This is a genomic window from Geminicoccaceae bacterium, from assembly GCA_020638465.1.
Lineage (GTDB): Bacteria > Pseudomonadota > Alphaproteobacteria > Geminicoccales > Geminicoccaceae > JAGREO01.
This window is the reverse complement of sequence record JACKIM010000002.1, coordinates 553,512-575,144: the sequence shown is the minus strand read 5'-3', so window position 1 is coordinate 575,144 and position 21,633 is coordinate 553,512. Positions and strand designations below refer to the sequence as shown.

Here is a 21,633-nt window from a genome sequence, read left to right as displayed (position 1 = left end):
GCGAAGACAGATGACGGATACTCGGGAAACGGGTGGGATGATCAGACTCTCGGCGGCACTGGCAGCACTTGTCGACGAGCTTCTGCCCGGCAATGACGACTGGCCTTCGGGATCGACGGTCGGTGTTCAGCACGCCATCGTCGAACGACTGGCCGGCAGGGAGGGCGACTCGGGGCTGGAGCATCTCGCGCATCTGCTCGACGGGATCGGTGCACCGTTCGACGGGATGGATGCGCAAGCTCGGATTGCTGCCGTCCGCAGTTTGGAAAGCGGCGAGCCTGCCCGGTTCAACTGGCTGCGCAACGCTGCTTTTCATGCCTATTACGAGAATCCGGCCATTGTCGCCCTGATCGATGCGCGCGGCACGCCCTACCGGCGGCGACCGCACGTGCAGGGCTACGACCTGCCGAAGTTCGACCCTGCGACGCAGACGCCCACGCATGGCCGGGGGCACTGGATCCGGACCGGGGATGTCCGGCGCATCGATATCTCGAAACTCGATCTCGACAGCGAACGCACCGTGAAATGGGGACTGGAGCGATGAGCGGCGGCAACGATATCCATGACGTCCTGATCATCGGCTCCGGCGCAACTGGCTCTATTTCCGCAATGGTCCTCGCACAGGCGGGACTCGATGTGGTCTGTCTTGAACAGGGCAACTGGATCGAGCCGGGTGGTTATGCCCACCTCCATAACGACTGGGCATGGCAGCGGGCGACGAACTGGAACCCGGATGTCAATGTCCGCACGCATCCCGATGATTATCCGGTCGATTCCGATTCCAGTCAGGTGTTGATGTGGAATGCCGTCGGCGGTTCGACCAATGCCTACGGCGCCATCTGGCCGCGCTACCGGCCCTCGGATTTCCGCAAGGGGGACGAGCACGGCCTGCAACCGAACTGGCCGATCGCCTACGAGGACATCGCTACCCATTACGACCGGGTCGACCGTCTGCTTGGGACAAGCGGCCTTGCCGGCGATCCCGCCCAGCCGCCGCGGGACACCTGCCCCACCGGGCCATTGCCCTTCACCAAACCGGCGCGCCGTCTTGCCGGTGCCTTCGACAAGCTCGGCTGGCACTGGTGGCCCGTCGAGGCAGGCGTGGTGTCCGAAGCCTATGACGGCCGGCCCGGCTGCAATGGCTGCGGCATGTGCAACGGCTGCCCACGCGGATCGATGACGCTTCACGCCCGCTCGATATGGCCGAAGGCTATCGCGGCGGGAGCGCGTCTTGTGACCCATGCCCGCGTACTGCGGATCGAGAAGGGTGCGGACGGCCGTGCCACCGGGGCCATCTGGAAGAACAGGATCACCGGTGAACAGGAGCGCACGCGCGCGCAGGTCGTGATCGTCGCTGCCAACGGTGTCGGCACGCCCCGGCTGCTGCTGGCCTCCGACAATCTCGCCAACAGCTCGGGCATGGTCGGACGCAACCTGCTCCACCACACGCTCGTCGCCGCGCAGATCTGGGTGGACGAACCGGTCGACGGACAGATGGGTTATGTTGCCTCGCTCATCTCGCGGGAGTTCGCGGAAACGGATGTCTCGCGGGGCTTCGTCAACGGCTTCAACTTCAACTGCCTCACCTCCACACCGTCGGCCGGCGAGATGACCACCGGCTGGCTGAGCGGTACGACGGCACCATGGGGGCGGGAGCATCACGGCTGGTTCGAGAAGCACTTCGGCCATTCCATCGGCCTGTTCGCCATCGGCGACGATCTGCCGAATCCCGAAAACCGTGTCTGGCTCGACGAAACCCGCACCGACGAGGACGGCGTTCCGGTCATCCGCATGCATTACCGCCCGGGCGAGAATGACAAGCGGATGATGAACTACATGCTCGACCGGCTCGAGGATGTCGGCAAGGCAGCCGGAGCGTTCGAGATCGCCCTGCAGGACTATCGCGATGCCGACGGTGTCTACCGCACGCCGGCATGGCACATGATCGGCACGTGCCGGATGGGATCGGATCCGGAAACCTCGGTGGTCAACGGCTGGCATCAGTGCTGGGACGTGCCCAACATGTTCATCATGGACGGGTCGGTGCTCGCCACCGGCGGTGTCGTCAATCCGACTCCCACCATCTGCGCCCTCGCCCTCCGCGCAGCCGAACACATACGCGACAGCTTCACCGAGCTCTCCACGACCACCCGCACGCTCGCAGCCTGAACGCAACGAGCACGCACCTCTTGTCCCCGCAGCATGCGTGGTGGGGACAAGAGGCGGTCCGGCGCAGGATCCCGTTTCCCCGCCCGAACCACCCCGTGCGCGTGACCACGAGGCGAGGCAGGTTACAATGCCACTGCCAGCTCGTCGGTCGGGACAACGTCCTCGCTCCCCTTTTCGCGAGGTGTCCTTGGCCACGTAAATCCGGCGATCATTCCAACGCCATCCTGCGGCCGCTCGAGCCAGATCTGGCCACCATGCCATTCGACATAGCGACGCGCAATCGCCAGTCCCATGCCGTTGCCAGTGGCATGCCTGGAGTCGCGCAACCGCACCAGCGGCAGAAATGCCTTTTCGAAGTATTCCACCGGAATTCCCGGCCCGTCGTCACGAATCCTGAATTCGAACATGTGGGAAGTGGGATCGTAGCTGCAGACGATGCGCACATGCCCCGGGCGATTCGGATTGTGCATCACCGCATTGGCGACGAGTTCATGCAGGACACGTGCCAGGACCGTCCGCGCTCCCGCAAAGACCGGCGATTGTGACCCGATCCCGAACTCGATGGCGATTTCGTGGCCATGACCGGCGAGCGAATGACAGATACGGTCGAGCATCTTTTCCAGGTCGATCGTTTCGATCTTTTCATGACGCTGGCCGATGCGCGCATAGGTTTGCATGTCTTCGAGCAGGGTCTGCGTATTAAGGGCACACTGCAGCAATGACGTCAGCATCTCGTTGAGATCGACAGGTTCGTTGTGCTCCAGGTCCGTCAGCATCAATTGAATGCCCGATGTGATCGAACGGAGTGGGGACTTGAGATCGTGGGATGCCAGCTTCAGGTAGTTCTCGAGATCGGAATTGACCCGCATGAGCGCCTCATTGTGGGCCTCGACTTGACCGAGCAGACGCTTGAGCGCAGTTATGTCGGAGCGAACCGTCACCTTGCCGCCCGAGGCCATGGTCTTGGTCGTCACCCGCAGCCAGCGGCCGTCATGAAGCGGTAGCTCGAAGGGCGAGTCGCAGGACTCGAACCTCTCCCTGACAAGGGTCGCAAGCCGTTCGGCATTGTCGCCTTGTCCCAGAACGCCACGATCGATCGCGGTGTTCATGACCTTGGCGAAACTGTCGCCGATGGCAATGTCCTCACCCGTCAGGTTGAAATGCCGGAGCAGCGCCTGATTGTACAGGACGAGCTTGTTGTCCTTGTCGAAAATCGTGAAGCCATCCTCGATCATCTTCAAGGAGTCCTCGACGATTTGCTTCCAGTTATCCAGCTCCACCTTGTTCTTCACGTTTTCTGTGACATCGTAGGCGGTAAACAGCAGGAACTGCGTGTCGGCCAGCTCGAAACGCGCCATGTTGAGATTGATGTGAGCCTCGGTCTGGTTGGACGTGCGGATGACGCGAAGTTCACGCATGTCGCAGGACTCGCCGGTCGACCGGTCGATCCATTGCTGGACGGGATGGACATCGTGGTCGGGCGTCGAGAACATCGACGACATCGGCGCTCCGACCATGTTGACAATGTTCCCCTGAAGGATCTGACAGGCCTTGTCATTGCAGGTCAAAATCGTGCCGTCCGTATCGCAGGTAATGATTGCGTTCAGGGCTAGCTGGAAGAGGAGGCTGCGAAGGGCGGTCATTTCGGCAAGTTCGGATTCGAGTTTGCGAATCTGCGACACCTCCTGCATCACGGTATTGCTTCGAAAATAACGCCCATCCTTGTCGAATTGCGCCGATGACGAAACAAGAAAATCTACAGGTGTTCCATCGTTTTTGAAATATGTATATGGAATATTTTCTATATATCCATATTTCCTGTAGTGAAGAAGGATTTCAGGTAGGCGTGAAGCCGTCTCCGATGCCATGAATTCCTGAGTACTTCGACCTATGACATCGCTTCGTTTGTAATTGAGAACTTTCAACCACTGATCGCTGACGGAGAGAAGACGACCATTTGCATCGACCGAATGCATGATTGTCGGTGTCGTTTCGTAGAGCCGCTGGAAACTCCTGTCCCAGTCCTCGTCCTGGCGAGTGGTCGAATTGTCGGGAATGATATCGCTGACGAGCATTATTCCACCGCAGATCGTACCGTGGTCGTCATGCCGGAATTCAAGGCCAACCTCGAAGATGCTGCCGCCGCTGGCCAGTTGGATGTGATCCTGCAATCGGATCTCCGGATTTTCGGACTGCTTGCGGATGACGAATTCGCGAATGACGGCGGGGAGACGATCTTCTCTTCCGTTCCATGACGAGAAGGCGACCTTGCGTTCCCTGGCAGTCTCCAGCAGCTTTTCAGCGGCCGGATTCATGTTCACGACATCAAGATGGGAATCGAGCCAGATCACGCTGTCACGCAGGCTGTCGGTCAGTGCGGAGGGTAACCAGTCATGCCCGACCGTCAGTTGATCGGACAAATTGTCGGACCGTCGGAGAATATCTCGAACCCGGTTGGTTATGTCGGTGATCCCGGTCGATATTGACGACCACAGATGATTGCCCCGGCTTCCGGCAGCCTTGAGGGATCGATCTTCGAGCATTGTCAATGTCCGATCTATTGAAAGCGAGCAAGCAAGGAAAAACTTCGGCATGTCTAGCATAAATAGGAAAATAATTCTATAGCATATGCGCAAAATGCGGGCGCGACGATGTCTTCGAACCACCGCATTCCATCAGTATTCCATCAGGCGGATCGTTCGCCACCGCCATGCAGGAATGGCTGCGGCGAATGGCAGCAATGTCGCACGGGGGGTACTCAGGCCTGTCAAGCCCCATTATAAGCCGGTCATCCTTCTTTCAGGGCGCGGCCGGACGTCAACGCTGCGCCGAACAGCAACCACCCAAGGGGAGAGCGCCTCACATGAGTGACGTCGTTATTGTCAGCGCCACGCGCACACCGATCGGATCGTTCAACGGTGCCTTGAGCGGTGTTTCTGCCCACTTTCTGGGGCAGACAGCGATCACGGCTGCCTTGCAGAGCGCCAATGTCGATCCATCCGATGTGTCGGAGGTGATCCTGGGCCAGATCCTCGCCGCCGGTCAGGGGCAGAATCCCGCGCGCCAGGCTTCGGTCAATGCCGGCGTTCCCGTTGAGGTTCCGGCCTATGGCGTGAACATCCTGTGCGGTTCCGGCCTCAAGTCGGTGGCCCTCGCCTATCAGGCAATCAAGAACGGCGACAGCACCATCGTCGTTGCGGGCGGCCAGGAGAGCATGAGCCAGGCTCCGCATGTTGCGCACCTGCGCAACGGCACCAAGATGGGCAGCCTCGAGATGCTCGACACCATGCTCAAGGACGCTCTCACCGATGCGTTCCACGGTTACCATATGGGCAACACAGCGGAGAACATCGCCCAGAAATGGCAGTTGACCCGCGAAGAGCAGGACAATTTTGCCACCGCTTCGCAGAACAAGGCGGAAGAAGCGGTCAAATCCGGCCGCTTCAAGGACGAGATCACGCCCGTGACGATCAAGACCCGCAAGGGCGATGTCGTGGTCGACACCGACGAATATCCCCGTTTCGGTGCTACCGTCGAAAGCATGGCGAAGTTGCGTCCGGCCTTCAGCAAGGAAGGCACGGTGACTGCCGGCAACGCGTCGGGCATCAATGATGGTGCCGCTGCCATCGTCGTGATGAGCGCGGATGAGGCGGCGAAGCGCGGCCTGAAGCCGCTGGCGAAGATCGTGAGCTGGGCGCAGGCGGGCGTGGATCCCTCGATCATGGGAACCGGCCCCATTCCGGCGTCGCGAAAGGCACTGGAAAAGGCCGGCTGGACCGTCGACGATCTCGACCTGATCGAGGCCAACGAGGCCTTTGCGGCACAGGCGATCGCCGTGAACAAGGATCTCGGCTGGGATACCGACAAGGTCAATGTCAATGGTGGTGCCATCGCGCTTGGCCATCCCGTCGGCGCCTCGGGCGCCCGGGTGCTGACCACGCTGCTGCACGAGATGCAGAAGCGTGACGCGAAGAAGGGACTTGCCACGTTGTGCATCGGCGGTGGCATGGGCATTGCAATGTGTGTTGCCCGCGACTGACGAGAGGCTGATGGCGGCGGATGTCCTTTCCGCCGCCAATCCCCTTTTGTCACATCGCCAAAAACGTGGCACTCTGTGTCCAATGAGAACTCAGGGAAGCCGATAAACGTCCAGATGGGAGAACTTTTCATGTCTCGAGTGGCACTGGTCACGGGTGGCAGCCGCGGCATCGGAGCGGCAATTTCTGTGGCCCTGAAGGAAGCGGGCTACAGGGTCGCCGCCAATTATGCAGGCAATGACGAAGCTGCCGGCAAGTTCAAGGCCGAGACCGGGATTCCTGTCTACAAATGGTCGGTGGCGGACTATGAGGCCTGCGCTGAGGGCATCCGACAGGTCGAAGCCGATCTGGGGCCTGTCGAAGTCCTGGTCAACAATGCGGGTATCACCAGGGATTCGATGTTCCATCGCATGAAGCCGGAACAGTGGAACGAGGTCATCTCGACCAACCTGAACGGCGTGTTCAACATGACCCATCCGATCTGGCCGGGCATGCGCGACCGCAAGTTTGGCCGGGTAATCAACATCTCTTCGGTCAATGGCCAGAAGGGTCAGGCCGGTCAGGCCAACTACTCCGCGGCCAAGGCCGGTGACATCGGCTTCACCCGCGCCCTTGCGCAGGAAGGTGCGAAGGTCGGTATCACCGTCAACGCCATCTGTCCGGGCTATATCGGCACGGAGATGGTGCGTGCCATCGACGAGAAGGTGCTCAACGAGCGCATCATCCCGCAGATCCCTGTGGGACGCCTCGGCGAACCGGAGGAGATCGCCCGCTGCGTGGTCTTTCTCGCCTCCGATGATGCGGGCTTCCTCACCGGCTCGACCATTTCTCCCAACGGGGGACAGTTCTTCAGCTGACGATATCGCGGGCTGCCCTGAGGAAACTCCGGTATCGCTTTCAGGGCGGCCCAAATTCCGGTCAAGGAAAGAATGGCGCCAGTCGCAAGATGCTGGCGCCTTTTGTTATTCGATCGAATGAGACAGCAAATTCTGGTCAGTAATTGCACAGAACGTCGATATCTTCGCTTTTCCTGAAGACGAAGGCGAAGCGCTGGTCGATGTCGAAGCCCATGCGCATTCCGACGGCATGGGGGATCTCGGACGGCTTGCGCAGGGAAATTGTCGAACCATTGTCCAGTCGGATGGACAGGTTGCAGGCCGGCCCGAGACGGCGACAACCGATGATGTGGCCGGAGAGCCCGTCACCACGGTAATCGGCGCGCAGATGGACAGCCTCGGTGCGGAAAAGGACGTCGACATCCTCGCCATCACCCCGCTCGGGGGCCGCCACCATCCCCAGAGGCGTCGTCACCAGCCCGCCCTTGACCCGGCTCGCAAACTTGAGCGTCGGGCCGAAGAAATTGGCGACGAATTCATTGGCCGGCCTGTGGTAGAGTTCGTCGGGTGCCGCGCTCTGGACGAGTAAGCCGTCCTGCATCACATGAACCCGGTCTCCGCTGCACACCGCTTCCTCGGGGTCATGAGTGACGAGCAGGGTCGGCACGCCCGATGTGCGCAAGAGAGCGAGAATATGCTCGCGCACCTCGGCACGAAGGCTGGAATCGAGGGCGGAAAACGGCTCGTCCAGCAGCATCAGGCGCGGGTGGGGCGCGAGTGCGCGGGCAAGGGCCACTCGCTGTTGCTCTCCACCGGAGAGCTGGTGCGGGAATTTGTCCGCATGGCGTTCGAGTTCCACCACCTGCAGAAGTTCGCGGACCCGTGCACGGCGCTCCGGCTTTTTCAGCGATTTCAATCCGAACGCGACGTTGGCAGCGATCGTGAGATGGGGGAACAGCGCGAGATCCTGGAACATGAGGCCGATGCGCCGCTGTTCGCAGCGTATGTCGATGCCGGGGCCGGCAAGAACCTCACCACCGAGCCGGATGGTCCCATGTTGCAACGGAACCAGTCCGGCAATCAGCCGCAACGTCGTCGTCTTGCCGCAGCCCGACGGGCCCATGAGGCAATGAACCTCTCCCGGCTGCATGGAAAAGCTGACATCCCGCACGACTGGAGACAATCCATAGGCGTGCGACAGGTTCCCGACCTCAAGGCCGGAGCCGCTTTCCGCCAAGCCCTGTTTCACTCCCACCGTCATTCCCGGTTCTGATCGTCCTCTTGGTCGATGAAGAGGTCACCATTCGGATGTCCGCCGATCTTCGATGCATCGCAAGTCAAGACCCGGAGCAACAATGCCCCGCGGACCATCACCGAAATACCGCCTCGACAGGTCATATCGTGAATTTTGCCTGAATATCCAGTTGTTCCGTCGTTTTACATGCTTAGAAAATTTCCAACGTGCCCTTTCGGTACACTGTCGTCAGGGAGATGTTCGCGCTAGAGGGTTTTTCGCGACGGCGCATTCACGGGAGCGGCGGGGAAATTGGTCGAGGCGGAAACATTGCGCGAAATCCGGCACGGGCGGGCGAAAAGGCCACTGCGGGTACTATCACTGTTGTCCCTGTTGTCGGCACTTGTCGTCGGTCTTCCGTTGTTGAGTGTCGCCATCGACGCGTTGCAGCCGGCGAGCGATGTCTGGAGCCACGTGGCGGGCCGCCTGATCCCGCGCTACCTGATGAATACCGTCTGGCTATGCCTCGGCGTCGGGGGACTGACGGGCTGCATCGGCGTCGGTGCGGCATGGCTCATCACGACCTATCGGTTTCGAGGTCGTCAGTTGCTGGAGTGGGCGCTGATCCTGCCACTCGCCATTCCATCCTATGTACAGGCCTATATCTACTACGACCTGACCAATGTCAGCGGACCGATTCAGACGGGCCTGCGAAGTTGGCTCGATGTCCGGGCCGACCAGTTTACCCTGCCGCCGCTCAGTTCGGTGCCGGGCGCGATCTTTGTCCTGTCGATCGCACTCTATCCTTATGTCTATCTTGCTGCCCGCACGGGCTTCCTGCAGCAGACCGGCACGCTTGTCGAGATCAGCCGCATGCTCGGTTGTACACCTACCGCAGCGTTCTTTCGCGTCACCCTGCCGCTCGCACGCCCGGCCATCGTCGTCGGCCTGTCGCTGGTGCTCATGGAAACGCTTGCCGATTATGGCGCAGTCTCGCTCCTGGGTGTGCAGACATTCACCACCGGCATCTACAAGGCCTGGTTTTCGATGGGAGACAGGGTGGCCGCTGCCCAGCTCGCATCCATCCTGCTGCTGATCGTTCTGGTCCTGGTCTTCACCGAGCTCAGCCACCGCCGCGGCCAGTTCTTCAATACGGGCAACGATACGCCGGCGGTGGCCCAGCGCCTGGCCGGGGTTTCGGGTGCGGCGGCTCTCGTCGCCTGCTTCCTTCCCGCCTTCCTCGGGTTCCTCCTGCCGGCGGGCTACCTCTTGCACATGCTTGCGGGCGTACCCGACAACCCGTCGATCGGCTTTGGCGATGCGGTCGTCAATACACTGGCGGTGGCCATGGCCACGGCATCGATCGCTGTTGCGCTCGGCCTGTTCATGACCTACGGCGCACGCCTTGCGCCATCGCGGATGATCACCTTCCTCAACCGGGTCGCAGCCATGGGCTATGCCGTTCCGGGGCCCGTGCTCGCCATCGGGACGCTTGTACCGCTGGTGGCACTCGACCATGCCATCGACCAGCTGGCCCAGCGTTTCTGGGGTATCCAGCCGGGCCTGCTGATCACGGGCAGCATCGGTGCCCTGGTCTTCGCCTATCTCGCCCGCTTCATGACCGTGTCGCTGGGAGCGATCGAAGCCGGTTTCGCCAAGGTCAAGCCCAGTCTCGAAGACGCTGCCGCAGTGCTCGGGCTCGGAACCCTCGACCGTTTGCGCCGAGTCCACCTGCGCCTCATCGGCCCATCGATCGCAACAGCGGGCCTGCTGGTCTTTGTCGACGTGATGAAGGAACTGCCCGCGACACTGATCCTGCGCCCGTTCGACTTCGATACGCTGGCCGTGCGCGTCTTCAACCTGGCACGCGACGAACGTCTGGCCGAAGCGGCCCTGCCTGCCCTCATTCTCATTCTGGTCGGCCTTGTGCCGGTCATCATCCTTTCACGGCAGTTCTCGCGGGAAAAGCCGGACTTGTGACACAGCCTTGCCACGGACGGCCCGGCACCCGGATGGCGCACCCCGGCTCTGGCTTTGCCGGGGTACTCCCACTTGACGCTAGTTGAATGCCGCGTCCGTGACCTTGTGGGTCCAGGCTCCCTCCGGCCTTCTGCTGATGACAGGATCGGAACCACCGGACAGCAGGGTGTCCACCGTCCGCTCGTAGTCGGCGGGGTCGAGCACACCGTTGCTGTCCTCGGTGAGCTTGTTGACCTCCCGCATCATGCGTTGCTGGTGCTTTTCGGTCTGGGCACCGGTGGCATCGTTCTCCAGCACGATATCGGCAGCTTCGTCGGGATTTTCGCGAGCCCACTCCCAACCCTTCATCGAGGCCCGCACGAACCGTGCCATGACATCGACGAAAGCCGGATCGGACAGGCGATCCTCAAGCACATACAACCCGTCTTCCATGGTCGACACGCCCTGGTCCTCATACTTGAAGACAACGAGGTCATCCGGCGAAATACCCGCGTCGATCACCTGCCAGTATTCGTTGTAGGTCATGGTCGAAATGCAGTCGGCCTGCTTTTGCAGCAGCGGATCGACATTGAATCCCTGCTTGAGGACGGTCACTCCGTCCGGGCCGCCATCGGTGGGAATACCGAGCTTGCTCATCCACGACAGGAACGGATATTCGTTGCCGAAGAACCAGACACCCAGAGTGCGTCCCTTGAAGTCCTCCGGTCCCTTGATGCCGCTTTCCTTCAGGCAGGTCAGCATCATGCCCGACCGCTTGAACGGCTGGGCGATGTTCACCAGCGGTACGCCCTTCTCGCGCGACGCCAGTGCGGAGGGCATCCAGTCGACGATGACATCGGCACCACCGCCGGTGATGACCTGCGGCGGAGCGATGTCCGGGCCGCCGGGCTTGATGGTGACATCCAGCCCCTCGTCCTCATAGAACCCCTTGTCCGCCGCGACGTAATAACCACCGAACTGGGCCTGGGTCACCCATTTGAGCTGCAGGGTCACCGTATCGGCGGCGAGCGCGGCCTGGGCCGAAAGGACGATGGCCGTGGTGGCAAACAGGGTGGCGAGACGACTGGTCATGCTTGGCTCCCGATATCAGGTACGCATTGATGGATGCCAGAATGTCATGATGCGTTCAATCATCGTGACAAGGGCGTAGAACAGCGAACCTGCCATCGCTGCCACGGCGATTTCTGCCCAGACCATGTCGACGTTCATCCGTCCGACCTCGGTGGAAATCCTGAAGCCCATGCCGACGATGGGTGTACCGAAGAACTCGGCCACGATGGCGCCGATCAGAGCGAGCGTGGAATTGATCTTGAGGGCGTTGAAGATGAATGGAAGGGCGGCGGGCAGGCGCAGGCGCCAGAGTGTCTGCCAGTACGACGCCGCGTAGGTCTTCATGAGATCGCGTTCCATGCGGCCGGAGGCCGCGAGGCCGGCCACCGTGTTCACCAGCATGGGGAAGAATGTCATGATGATGACGACCGCTGCCTTGGACGGCCAGTCGAAGCCGAACCACATGACCATGATCGGAGCCACACCGACAATCGGCAAGGCGCTGACCAGATTGCCGATCGGCAACAGTCCGCGCTGCAGGAATGGTGACCGGTCGATAAGAATGGCAGCCGCGAATCCCGAGCCGCAGCCGAGCACGTAGCCGATAAGCACCGCCTTGAGGAAGGTCTGGCGAAAATCTGCCCAGAGTATCGGAACCGATGTGGCAAGGCGCATACCGATGACGCTGGGAGCCGGAAGCAGGACGCCCGGGATGGCCAGCCCCCTGCACAGCAGCTCCCACAGGATCAGCAGCCACAGGCCGAAGATGAGAGGGATGACAAGGGCCACGAGACGACGCAGCCAGAGCTGTCCCGGGTCGAGGCTTGCGAGACGGTCTACCAGCAGCCATGCGCTCATCCAGGCCGCCAGCATCAACGGCCAGAAGATTGCAGGCGGAGGTTGGTCGGTGACGAGCGTCCAGGCTGTCACATGGGCTGCAAGTGCCAAAGCGGGAATCTCCACGCTTTTTGGCAACTGGCGGCGAAAGGTGACGATGGCAGCCAGCAGCAGGAGGAACGCCGGGAGAAGCTGTCCCGCGCCCATGAGCCCCGGTATGGCGAGCAGGCCGATGAGCAGGGCGGCAATCCGGCTCATCATGACGCCAGTCCCATGCGCCTGAGCACGATGCGGTTGGCCACGTCGACAATGGCAACGAGCATGGCAGCCAGCAGCGACGCGGCGATGAGCGCGGACCAGATCTGGATCGTCTGGCCGTAATAGGAGCCGGCCAGCAGGCGCGCACCGAGACCGGCCACGGCCCCGGTAGGCAGTTCGCCGACAATCGCACCGACGAGACTGATGGCAATTGCCACCTTCATGCTGGTGAAGAGAAAGGGGATGGACGAGGGCCAGCGCAACTTCCAGAACACCTGCCAGCGCGAAGCATTGTAGGTGCGCATGAGGTCGAGATGGATCACCTCGGGCGTCCGCAGCCCCTTCACCATCCCGACGGCAACCGGAAAAAAGCTGAGATAAGTGGAAATGAAAGCCTTCGGTAACAATCCCTGAATGCCGATCGCATTGAGGACGACGATGATCATCGGTGCGATGGCAAGGATGGGGATCGTCTGCGATGCGATGATCCACGGCATCAGGCTGGCATCGAGGCTGCGATTGTGAACGATGGCCACGGCCAGCAGTATTCCCAGCGCCGTACCGATCACGAAGCCGAGAAGGGTGGCGGACAGGGTTATGGCCGAATGGTAGACGAGACTGCGCTTCGAGGTGATTTTCTTGTCCACGGTCGTCGCCCAGATCTCGATGGCCACCTGATGCGGTGCGGGCAGCACCGGCCGTTCCTGGCTCATCGTGTCGACGACGAGTTCGCCCACCGTCCAGTCCGACCTTTCGGCTCGGCCATAGGTGTCAAGCTGGAATGGCATGTTGAGGAAGAAGGTCGCCACATACCAGATGATGGCAATGACTGCGAGAACGACGGCAACCGGCGCGATCCTAGCCATCATAGCTGTGCCCCGCCCTCAGTCCCTCGCGCACCCGATGGGCGATTTCCAGGAATTCCGGCGACTCGCGCACGTCGAGCGTCCTGTCGGGCGGCAGATGGCTGTCGATGACCTCATGGATGCGCCCGGGCCGTGGTGACATGACGACGATGCGGGTGGACAGGAAGACGGCCTCCGGGATGGAATGGGTGACGAATACCACGGTTTTCCCGGTTTTCGCCCAAAGACGGAGAAGCTGCTCGTTGAGGTGGTCGCGGACGATCTCGTCAAGAGCGCCGAAGGGCTCGTCCATGAGCAGCAGATCGGGTTCCACAGCCAGAGCCCGGGCAATCGATGCACGTTGCTGCATGCCTCCGGACAGTTGCCAGGGAAATTTCTTCTCGAAACCGGCAAGGTTGACCAATTGCAGGTTGTCGCGCACCCGCCGCTCGCGCTCGCCCCGGTCCAGCCCCATGATCTCCAGCGGCAGCGCGACGTTGCGCGCTATGTTGCGCCAGGGATACAGCGCCGCAGCCTGGAATACATAGCCGTAGGCGCGGGAAAGTCGCGCCTCCTGCGGCGATACGCCATTGATCGATATGTTGCCGGAGGTCGGCTGTTCCAGATCGGCAATGACGCGCAGCAACGTGGTCTTGCCACAACCCGACGGCCCGATGAGCGAGACGAAGCCACCCTTCTCCACCGCGAGATCGATGCCGGAGAGCGCCTGAACCGGCCCATCCGCCGTCCCGAAGGTCAAGGAGAGATCCTCGACCTCGATCACGTTTCGACATTCCACCCTGGACCTGCCCTCCGTCTTCCTGTTCTGGCGAACGGCCCCGACCCGACAAATACCTTCGTTGGAGACCGTGCATGACAGGAACTAGTTAGCAGTCCTGAAACGAAATGCCGATAGGCTCCTCAATGCCCAAGGTCATGGAAACCGGAGCCGGACCGGCGCTGGAACATCCGGTCCGCCGGATGGCGCAACAGTGAAACCCGGCCATCGATATGACGCGATGACCGGGTTTCACCCGATGGGGAACAGCGGGTCCTGATCGACGGCGCTGATCCTGTGAAAACCATGAAATTTCCGCTATCCGACCTCGACCGTCTCGGCACCGGCCTTGCAGTCGTGCGTCCGGCGTCGGTCCGAATGGAAGGCGACGACCTGATTGCGGCCACCTTCCTTCGCCTCGTAAAGCGCCTTGTCCGCGCAACTGAGCGCCTGGTCCAGCGAGAATGCCCTTTCCCCGCATTCCGCGACGCCGATGCTGACAGTCACGGGAATGCGCTGCGAACCGAACAGGACGGGCTCGGCGGCGGCGATCGAAAGAATGCGGGAGGCCAGGACACACGCATTCTCGATACCGGTGTCCGGCAGGAAAATCGCGAACTCCTCGCCGCCATAGCGACCGAGAACGTCGTATTGTCTCAGGAACTCCGTCCAGCGACGTGCGAGCGTCACCAGAACCTTGTCGCCGCCGTCGTGACCGTATGTGTCGTTGATCGACTTGAAATGGTCCACATCGATGATCAACACGCTGGTGCTGAGTTTCTTGCGGACGGCCCGACCGCACTCCTTCTCGCCGAGTTCCAGGAAACGCCTGCGGTTGAGCAGCCCGGTCAGCGAATCGGTCCACGCCATCGTCTTGAGCAACTGCTCGTAGCGCTTGCTGTCGGTAATATCGATCCGGTATCCGACACTCCCGCCCTCGCGGGTACGGCTTTCGTGAATGCGTACCCAGCAGTCATTCACGACCCGTTGTTCAACCGGCCCCTTCGGCTCCGCATGACCGGCCATGCGCTGTGCCAGCCATGCTTCCTCGCGGCCGAGGGCATCCGGATAATATCCCTTTTCCAGCCCGTTCCTGAGGATGTCGACATAGGCCGTCCCGGGACGGATGACACTGCATGTTTCACCGAAAACCCTCGTGAAGGCGGAGTTGCATTGCAGCAGCCGATCGTCCGCGTCGAACAACGCGAATCCATCGGGCAGGGCCTCGATGGCATCGACGAGACGCTGCTCCGCACGGACGGCCCGGGTGGCCACCTGCCGCAGCTCCAGTTCGTCGGCGATCACCTGGGCCAGGTCTTCCAGCACCGCCGCCTGATCGCGAGAGAGCTTGCGGACACGATTGTCCAACGCACAGAGCGTGCCGAGGTTGAACCCGTCGCGCGACCTGAGAATCGAGCCCGCATAGAAGCGGATCCCGAGATCGCCCGTGACCAGCGGATTGTCGCGGAACCGCTCGTCCCTCGACGCGTCCTCGACGACCATCTGCACACCGCCATGGATGGCATGGCCGCAGAACGAGCGGTGACGGGGAATTTCGCTGACGGGAGCACCGACGATCGACTTGAACCACTGCCGCTGGGCATCGCTCAGCGAGACAAGGGCTATCGGCGCATCGAGCAGGTCGGCAACCAGCCTGGTGATGCGGTCATAAGCTTCCTCAGGGGGCGTATCGAGGATTTCATAGGACTTCAGGCGATCGAGGCGCTGAGGCTCATCGGGATAACATGGAAAGGGAAATGTGGATGGAGGCGGTTCTGCGGCCGTCACATTCATTCAGTGATCTCTTGCGGCTCGTGTTGACATCAGTCGTAAACTCGAATGCAAGAGTAATCTCTAGCGGTTAACATTTGTTTAACGCGGCGTCGGCAAATCCCTCCTGCGACAACGGTGCAATTCCGGGCGGATGAGTCAGGGATAGTCGCGACCCGGCCGGGGATGGAAACGCGGCAGGACGAGCCCCTTGCGGATGGTCAGCGCACGCAGGGAAAAACCGGCCGAGCCGGCCAGCAGGCCCGACAGGTAAAGCGGGACGCCGAACGCGGTCAGCATGACATGCAGAAAGGCGGCCAGCAGTGCCGCCGTCGCATAGATCTCCGGCTTGAGGATGAGGGGAATCTCGTTGCTGACCACGTCGCGGATCATGCCGCCAAATGTGGCGGTCATCATCCCGAGTGCCATGGCCGTGAGCGGATTGGCTCCCTGATCGAGCGCAATCTGCGAACCGAGCACCCCGTAGAAGGCGATACCCACGGCATCGAGCCACAACAGGACAGGATAGCGGCGCTGGATCGACGGTGCCGTGAAGTAGACCAGGACCGCGAGGACAATGCAGACGACGAGCGGCAACGCATCCACCACCCAGAAGACCGGCCGGTCGAGAATGACGTCACGCAGCGTTCCTCCACCGATGCCGGTCAGTGTCGACAGGAGACCGAACCCGGTAATGTCCATCTCGGCACGGCTGGCGACCAGAGCACCCGAAGCCGCGAACACCGCCACCGCGAGAAGATCAGCAATATAGACCGGATTGTCGAACATGCCGACCGGACCTCCCTGCATCGATACACTTCGCCCAACGCCATAGATGCCGATGACCCCCTGGTAAAATACAATCTTGCCCCGGGATTTCCGTGTCCGCCACTCTCCCGTCCCCAATTTTGGTCCAGATCGGCAATGATCGCGTACAGGGAAAGCTCAGCCATTGACATCCCTTCCTCCCCGTTGGCATTCCCGATATCCGTACAGCCGGTCGGGGAGGACATTCGGCATGACGACAGCAGTGACACCCGTGCAGATCGAGGGTCTGGTCTATCGCGCACCAATACGTACCCCATTGCGTACCAGTTTCGGAACCATGCATGACCGGCCATGCGTGCTCGTCCGTGTCACCGACAGCAATGGTGCCATGGGCTGGGGCGAGGCCTGGTGCAACTGGCCCACTGTCGCGGCCGAATATCGCGCGCGACTGATCAACGAGATCATCGCTCCGGCCCTGGTCGGCCGCAGCTTCGAAGATCCGGCCGCCGCCTTCTTCGAGACCCAGGCACGACTGGAGATGCTGGCCATCCAGACCGGTGATGTGGGACCGCTTGCCCAGGCCCTGGCAGGCATCGACATCGCCCTTTGGGATCTCGCCGCACGCAAGGCGGACGTGCCCCTCTGCGCCCTGCTGGGCGGGGCCAGGCTCGATACGATACCGGCCTATGCCAGCGGGCTCAATCCGGACAACCCGGAGAAACTGGCACGGGAACGCTTCGAGCAGGGGCACCGCGCCTTCAAGCTCAAGATCGGCTTCGGTCGCGAGCGCGATCTGCACAATCTTGCGGCCTTGCGCGAAACCCTTGGCGATGATGTCATCCTGTGCGTCGATGCCAACATGGCCTACGACCTCGAAACGGCGATCGCCATGAGCGAGGACATGGCCCGCTTCAATCTTCACTGGTACGAAGAGCCGATCCGTGCGGATGCTTCAGCCGATGACTGGCATCAACTCGCCCGACGCTCGCCGCTTCGCATCGCTGCGGGAGAGAACCTGCGCGGCCGGCAGCTATACGAAGCCATCGAGGCGGGCGGCCTTGGCGTCATCCAGCCGGATGTGAGCAAGTGGGGTGGCATCAGCGGCAACCTGCCGGTCGCCCGCGCGGCAGTCGATGCCGGACGTACATTCTGCCCGCACTGGCTTGCCGGCGGCATCGGCCAGCTCGCATCCCTGCATCTGCTCGCGGCAGTCGGAGGTGATGGCCTTCTGGAGTATGACGCCAACCCCAATCCGCTGCGATCTCAAATCGCCGACGATCATCTCGAACTGGTCGACGGGCGCGTGCATATCCCGGAAAGCTCCGGCCTCGGCGTCATTCCGGATCTCGGGAAGCTTGCCACCTTCGCAGTCGGGCTGACGTGATTGTCCCTCCAATTTCGGACAAATTTTTCGCGATAACGGGTTGGCAAGAGCCGATTCCGTCTGTAATAGAGCGCTCGCTGTTCCTCGGTAGCTCAGTTGGTAGAGCAAGCGGCTGTTAACCGCTGGGTCGCTGGTTCGAGTCCGGCCCGGGGAGCCACCCCTTCCTTGTCCATGCAGGTGACCGTTCCGCCATGCGGAACAGTTGACAAGTTCAGGTCATCACCATTTCGGTAATATCGTAACCTTGATGGGACCAGCCTGTTCGCCGGATGCGGGCGGTTCGGTTCGACGGTCCGATCCTGCCCGGAAGGTTATCGCGACCGACGGTTTCACAACCAATCTGGAATCCCGCCGTTGACGACCTGTCAGCGGAATGTCAGTCGCCGTGCGGCGACATCGGCTCCCGGCCGCCTTCGCGCCCGCCTCACCTTCGAGGCCGCACCGGCATCGTTTCGGAGAACAGGTTCATCGGCGACCGGGTGCTGCCGGCCAGGATCGCTCAGGCCATGCCGATGGCGGACTTGTAGACATCGAGCAGTTCTTCCTGCTCCATGCGGTCATGCGGCTTCATCCTGCGCAGCTTGAGCAGCTGGCGCATGACCTTGACATCGAACCCCTCGCCCTTGGCCTCGGCGAAGACCTCCTTGATCTGCTCGCCCAGCTCGCGCTTTTCCTCCTCAAGGTTCTCCAGCCGCTCGATGAAGGACTTGAGCCTGTCTCCGGTAACGCCCTGAACATCCGCCATGGTTTTCTCCGATTGGTCGAAACTCGTGACGCTGGGTAGATCAAGGAGCTGTCACATGCCAAGTGCAAAGGCGGGACAACGGGCCCGAACCTGCGACTTCAGCCACGGCACTGCCTGAGACGCTCCAGCTTCTCGCGGGCCATGCGCCGGTGGTCATCGCGGATGTGGCGGCTGAACAACGTGATCACGGTGGCAAGCACGGTCGCGTCATCGGTAAAGCCCAGACCGGCAATGACGTCCGGGATCATGTCAAAAGGCAGGATGAAATAGGCCACGGCACCGAACAGCATGCCCTTGACGTGACGTGGCGTAGCGTCATCCAGCGCACAATAATAGGCTGCTGCCAGGTCCTCGGCGAACGGGACATGCGCCGCGACGCGCTTGACCTTGCTCCAGAAGCGACGCGGATCGGGAGCGCCCGCAGGTTCGGGCAGCGTTTGCAATGCGTTTGTCATGGGCATGAGATGGTGGTTCCTGCGCGCGCATGCAAGCTCAGGCGCGAGCGGTCGGTCCGGTCGGCGCCGGCGGGAGGTTTTCCAGCGGCGCACGGCCGGCAAAGCGTGCCCGGCCACCCAGTTCCTCCTCGATGCGCAGGATCGCATTCCACTTGGCCATGCGCTCGGAGCGGGCGAACGAGCCGACCTTGAGCTGCGGCACCGCCCAGCCCACCGCCAGATCGCAGATGGTCGTGTCTTCGGTCTCGCCGGAACGGGCGGAGACGATACCGCCGAAACCATAGGCACAGGCAGCTTGCCAGCATGCGAGTGTCTCACTCAGCGTGCCACGCTGGTTGGGCTTGATCAGGACCGCATTGCAGGTACCGGACTGGGCCGCGGCGCGCACCCGCCCGGCGTCGGTCACGAGGAAGTCGTCGCCGATGATCTGCACCTTGCCACCACAGGCTCGGGTGAAGGCGGCAAAGCCGGCGGGGTCGTCCTCGGCCAGCGGATCCTCGACGGAGAGGATGGGAAAGCGCTCGATCCAGTCGAGCAGCAGTTCGATCATGCCATCCGTGTCGCGCTCGCTGTCGTCGCGGGCGAGACGGTAGATACCATCCCTGCCGAACTCGGAGGCTGCGACATCGAGCGATATCGCCACCTCATCGCCAGGTCGGCGACCGGCCGTCTCGATGGCGCGCATGAGCGTTTCGAGCGCCTCCTCGTTGCTGTCGAAGGCAGGCCAGAAGCCGCCCTCGTCGGCCACGCCCTGCAGGCGGCCACCGTCCGCCATGATCTGCCCGGCGGCACGGTAGATCTCGGCCGTCCAGAAGAACGCCTGGGCAGCGCTGTCGGCGCCGGGGCAGATGACCATGAAGTCCTGGATGTCCACCCGCCGGGCCGCATGGGCCCCGCCACCGAAGATCTGGATCTCGGGCAGCGGCAGCAATTCGACCGGGCGATCGCCCGCCAGCATCCGCCACAGGGGCACGCCGTCCGCGGCGGCGGCGGCATGGGCGCAGGCCATCGAGACGGCGATCATCGCATTGGCACCGAGGCTCTGGCGGTTGGCGGTGCCATCGAGTTCGATCAGCGCGGCGTCGATATCGGCCTGCCGACGCGCATCCATGCCCTCGATCCGCGGCGCGATGCGCTCGGCGACACCGGCAAGGGCGCGGGTGACGTCGAGCCCTCCCAGCGCCTCGCCGCCATCGCGCAGCTCCAGCGCCTCGTGCATCCCCTTCGATGCACCGGCGGGAGCGATCGCCCGGCCGGTCTGGCCACCCTCCAGTACAACTTCGGCCTCGACGGTCGGACGGCCGCGGCTGTCCCACACCCGCCGTCCGCGAATGGATCGGATCTTCATCGCAGCATCTCCTGGCGCCAGAACTGGGGGTAGATCGCAAGCCGGGCAGGTCGCTCGACCAGCAGGGCCGAGGCGATCGCCCGTACCCGATTCTTGTCGGAAGGTTCGGTGATGTATTCCACAGGTGATTTACCGTCAATCCGGCCGAGCATCAGCCCGGCCAGCAGGGTGGCCGCCCTGCCCTCCAGTTCTTCCGGATCCTCGAAATTCACCAGTGGGAGATAGGCTCCGGCAAGAGCGGAAAAGGCATCGAGATAACTGTCGAACCACTGCGGTTTCCACACGCTCTTGAGCAGCATGTGGTTGAGGCAGAACGCCAGATCAAAAGCCGGATCGCCGTACCAGGCGCACTCGGCATCGAGGAACACCGGCCCCTGCGGTCCCTTGAGGATGTTCTTGGGACTGACATCGCCATGCACCAGCGCCTTGCGGGTGGCGGCGGTCCGCCGGGCCAGCTCCTTCAGCGGCCTGGCCACCGCCTTGTTGCGGACGGCGGTCGCGATCAGATAGGGCTCGATGCGGATCGAGTTGAAGATCTCGTCGCTGCCGAAGCGGGCTGCGATGCCGGGCTTGCCGGCCGTCTCCCGATGGATGATGCACAGGGCCTTGCCGACCGCGGCGGCAAACGCATGGTCGATCTCCCCCTGCGCCAGCTGCGTCTTCCACAAGGCGAAGCGTGCCGGGTCGAGATAGCGCATGATGATGGCCGAACCGGCATCGTCCACATGCACCAGCGGCGGCACGGCGTTGGGAAGGATACGTCCCACCTCCTCCATCCAGCCGGCCTCGTAGCGGCTGCGCTCGATGGGTGCGCGCCAGTCGGCCGTCACCTTCAGTTTTGCCAGCGCACGCTTGACGCAATAGTCGTTGTGACCGATCCGGACCCGCCAGATGTCGCTCGACACCCCGCCCGTGAGCGGCTCCATCGGCGGCGGCGGCCCCAGTTCCAGCAATCCGGCCCGGCGAAGAATGGAGAGGATGTCGCTGTTCCAGTTGACCATGAGCCGAAATGCCGTTCCACAATGCAAAAAAGACGGGACCCGCGTCCCGGACAAGAAAGAACACCGGACGCATCACTAACAAGCAGCCGCCCGCTTGGCGAGCGCCAAGCTGCACGCCATGCGGATTCGCGCTGCCGC

The 21,633-nt window shown here is 62.1% G+C and carries 18 protein-coding genes and 1 tRNA gene; 7 read left to right on the top strand and 12 right to left on the bottom strand.

Annotated elements, in window-relative coordinates:
- Positions 1-37 precede the first annotated feature (37 nt).
- Entirely contained in the window at positions 38-544 is a 507-nt protein-coding gene (locus tag H6851_13090; GenBank protein MCB9944538.1) for a hypothetical protein, read from the top strand.
- On the top strand, positions 541-2,169 hold the full coding sequence (locus H6851_13085; GenBank protein ID MCB9944537.1) for a GMC family oxidoreductase: 1,629 nt from the start codon (positions 541-543) through the stop codon (positions 2,167-2,169). Before H6851_13090 ends, H6851_13085 begins: the two co-directional genes overlap by 4 nt.
- Positions 2,170-2,291: 122 nt before the next feature.
- Here H6851_13085 and H6851_13080 read toward each other — a convergent pair whose 3' ends face one another.
- Positions 2,292-4,712, bottom strand: a complete 2,421-nt coding sequence (locus H6851_13080; protein ID MCB9944536.1) for a PAS domain S-box protein — start codon at positions 4,710-4,712, stop codon at positions 2,292-2,294.
- 320 nt (positions 4,713-5,032) lie between these two features.
- Between H6851_13080 and H6851_13075 the strand changes: the two genes are divergently transcribed.
- Together H6851_13075 and H6851_13070 are read left to right on the top strand one after the other, a co-directional pair.
- Positions 5,033-6,208 (top strand): acetyl-CoA C-acetyltransferase, encoded by a 1,176-nt coding sequence (locus H6851_13075; GenBank protein MCB9944535.1) that lies wholly within the window; start codon positions 5,033-5,035, stop codon positions 6,206-6,208.
- Positions 6,209-6,337: 129 nt separating this feature from the next.
- Positions 6,338-7,063, top strand: a complete 726-nt coding sequence (locus H6851_13070) for a beta-ketoacyl-ACP reductase (GenBank protein MCB9944534.1) — start codon at positions 6,338-6,340, stop codon at positions 7,061-7,063.
- Positions 7,064-7,199: 136 nt separating this feature from the next.
- Here the strand turns inward: H6851_13070 and H6851_13065 are convergent, their stop codons facing one another.
- A complete protein-coding gene (locus H6851_13065; protein MCB9944533.1) occupies positions 7,200-8,291 on the bottom strand; it encodes an ABC transporter ATP-binding protein in 1,092 nt (363 codons plus the stop codon).
- A 324-nt stretch (positions 8,292-8,615) separates the two neighbouring features.
- Here H6851_13065 and H6851_13060 point away from each other — a divergent pair, with 324 nt between their 5' ends.
- Positions 8,616-10,256 (top strand): iron ABC transporter permease, encoded by a 1,641-nt coding sequence (locus H6851_13060; protein MCB9944532.1) that lies wholly within the window; start codon positions 8,616-8,618, stop codon positions 10,254-10,256.
- A 78-nt stretch (positions 10,257-10,334) separates the two neighbouring features.
- On the opposite strand, the gene H6851_13055 is transcribed toward H6851_13060, so the two are convergent.
- The 6 genes from H6851_13055 to H6851_13030 all read right to left on the bottom strand — a co-directional run bounded on the left by H6851_13055 (position 10,335) and on the right by H6851_13030 (position 16,583).
- On the bottom strand, positions 10,335-11,327 hold the full coding sequence (locus tag H6851_13055; protein MCB9944531.1) for an ABC transporter substrate-binding protein: 993 nt from the start codon (positions 11,325-11,327) through the stop codon (positions 10,335-10,337).
- A 15-nt stretch (positions 11,328-11,342) separates the two neighbouring features.
- On the bottom strand, positions 11,343-12,404 hold the full coding sequence (locus H6851_13050; protein MCB9944530.1) for an ABC transporter permease: 1,062 nt from the start codon (positions 12,402-12,404) through the stop codon (positions 11,343-11,345).
- Positions 12,401-13,270, bottom strand: coding sequence for an ABC transporter permease (locus H6851_13045; protein ID MCB9944529.1), 870 nt, complete (start codon positions 13,268-13,270; stop codon positions 12,401-12,403). The genes H6851_13050 and H6851_13045 overlap by 4 nt, the downstream gene beginning before the upstream one ends.
- Complete coding sequence (locus H6851_13040) at positions 13,260-14,099, bottom strand: ABC transporter ATP-binding protein (protein MCB9944528.1); 840 nt, start codon at positions 14,097-14,099, stop codon at positions 13,260-13,262. The genes H6851_13045 and H6851_13040 overlap by 11 nt, the downstream gene beginning before the upstream one ends.
- Positions 14,100-14,342: 243 nt before the next feature.
- Entirely contained in the window at positions 14,343-15,818 is a 1,476-nt protein-coding gene (locus H6851_13035; GenBank protein ID MCB9944527.1) for a diguanylate cyclase, read from the bottom strand.
- Between the two features lie 135 nt (positions 15,819-15,953).
- Positions 15,954-16,583, bottom strand: a complete 630-nt coding sequence (locus H6851_13030) for a trimeric intracellular cation channel family protein (GenBank protein MCB9944526.1) — start codon at positions 16,581-16,583, stop codon at positions 15,954-15,956.
- 229 nt (positions 16,584-16,812) lie between these two features.
- Here H6851_13030 and H6851_13025 point away from each other — a divergent pair, with 229 nt between their 5' ends.
- Positions 16,813-17,946: a mandelate racemase/muconate lactonizing enzyme family protein gene (locus H6851_13025; GenBank protein MCB9944525.1), complete on the top strand. Its 1,134-nt coding sequence runs from the start codon at positions 16,813-16,815 to the stop codon at positions 17,944-17,946.
- 81 nt (positions 17,947-18,027) lie between these two features.
- Positions 18,028-18,103, top strand: a tRNA-Asn gene (locus H6851_13020).
- A gap of 342 nt (positions 18,104-18,445) precedes the next feature.
- Here the strand turns inward: H6851_13020 and H6851_13015 are convergent.
- The 4 genes from H6851_13015 to H6851_13000 all read right to left on the bottom strand — a co-directional run bounded on the left by H6851_13015 (position 18,446) and on the right by H6851_13000 (position 21,495).
- Positions 18,446-18,691 carry a DUF2312 domain-containing protein gene (locus tag H6851_13015; GenBank protein MCB9944524.1) on the bottom strand — a complete coding sequence of 82 codons (246 nt, stop codon included), beginning with the start codon at positions 18,689-18,691 and terminating at the stop codon, positions 18,446-18,448.
- Positions 18,692-18,789: 98 nt separating this feature from the next.
- Positions 18,790-19,146: a DUF1232 domain-containing protein gene (locus tag H6851_13010; GenBank protein MCB9944523.1), complete on the bottom strand. Its 357-nt coding sequence runs from the start codon at positions 19,144-19,146 to the stop codon at positions 18,790-18,792.
- A 37-nt stretch (positions 19,147-19,183) separates the two neighbouring features.
- Positions 19,184-20,494, bottom strand: a complete 1,311-nt coding sequence (eno, locus tag H6851_13005) for a phosphopyruvate hydratase (GenBank protein ID MCB9944522.1) — start codon at positions 20,492-20,494, stop codon at positions 19,184-19,186.
- A complete protein-coding gene (locus H6851_13000; protein MCB9944521.1) occupies positions 20,491-21,495 on the bottom strand; it encodes an aminoglycoside phosphotransferase family protein in 1,005 nt (334 codons plus the stop codon). The genes eno and H6851_13000 overlap by 4 nt, the downstream gene beginning before the upstream one ends.
- Between the last annotated feature and the right edge of the window lie 138 nt (positions 21,496-21,633).